The organism is Pseudomonas sp. 1176_21 (assembly GCF_052850635.1).
This window is the reverse complement of record NZ_VXCV01000037.1, coordinates 1-1,055: the sequence shown is the minus strand read 5'-3', so window position 1 is coordinate 1,055 and position 1,055 is coordinate 1. Positions and strand designations below refer to the sequence as shown.

Genomic DNA, 1,055 nt, shown 5'->3' with positions numbered 1-1,055 from the left:
AACTGGGGCTGTTGTAGATGACACGATCAAGGCATTACCAGCCCCAAGACAAATAGATGCATCGTGGAGCGCGAGCACTTATAACAAAGGCGGTTTGATGACAGGTATTGAGCATGTATTCTATCGCCATGGACCTGATTCAGGATTTGCGAATGTTAGTAAGTTCTCGCAAGGAACATCTGTTAAAGATGTCTCTAGTTATGTTGATAACGCACTGAAATATGGGAAGGTAACTCCTAATGGCCCAGGTGGGCACGTTATTGAGTACAATGCAGGTAAGGTGATTGGAACAAACGTCTCAGGCGCTCCAACATCGACAATCAAAATAAATGTTCGGGATGGTGTGATTCAGACTGCATTCCCGTACTAGTTAGGAATGGTTATGAGCAGTGGCGGCACACTAATAGAACGATTTGTCGCCCAAGAGTTGGACGACAGCGTTCGCTCTATTTTGAAAGATGCCTTTGATGAGCGGATGTGCTCAAAGAGCGTTCTGCTCAGGGAGTTCGAGTTTAATTGCTTTGACGTTTCTTTGGACTTTGAAAAAGGCATCGTCACATTGCAAGATGTTCTTTCCGCTGGAGAGAGTAGCTTTCTTGATATACCGATACGTGATTTTATCTCTGCTTGCGGTTTGAATGTCTCTTGTTAATTGTAGAAGCCTAGGTGTGATCTGACACCGGCCTAGCGCCGGTGTTTTTGCACCCGATCTGCACCCTTTTTGCCGCCTTCTTGCATCCTTTCTGCAGTCAAGTTGCACCCCTTTTGCACCCACCCTGACGACCTACGGTCTATCTGCTCAATACTCCCTTTTTGAGCATGAATTTTCGCTCCTTAACAGGAGCAAAATCTCAATACACAACACGCACCTCTTGCGAGGCCAGGCAGGCAGCATCGCCATGGCCACGGGCTTCAAGTTTGCCGGTGACCAGACCATTCGATTTGAGAACGGCAGCCTGCCAAAAATTGTGGTGCATGCCGTCATGGGTGGTTTGCTGGCAGAGGCCACGGGCAGTGATTTCAAAACTGGCGCCATGGCTGCGGGCTTGAACGAG

Annotated in this window: 2 protein-coding genes and 1 pseudogene; all 3 read left to right on the top strand. The window is 48.2% G+C overall.

Going from position 1 to position 1,055, the window contains the following annotated elements; all coding sequences use genetic code 11:
- Positions 1-370 (top strand): annotated as a pseudogene (locus FW760_RS26000) (RHS repeat domain-containing protein); the annotation flags it as partial.
- Positions 371-382: 12 nt separating this feature from the next.
- Complete coding sequence (locus FW760_RS25995; RefSeq protein WP_054916221.1) at positions 383-652, top strand: hypothetical protein; 270 nt, start codon at positions 383-385, stop codon at positions 650-652.
- 220 nt (positions 653-872) lie between these two features.
- Positions 873-1,055, top strand: a 183-nt coding sequence (locus FW760_RS25990; RefSeq protein ID WP_446444114.1) for a DUF637 domain-containing protein, incomplete at its 3' end; no start/stop codon positions are given.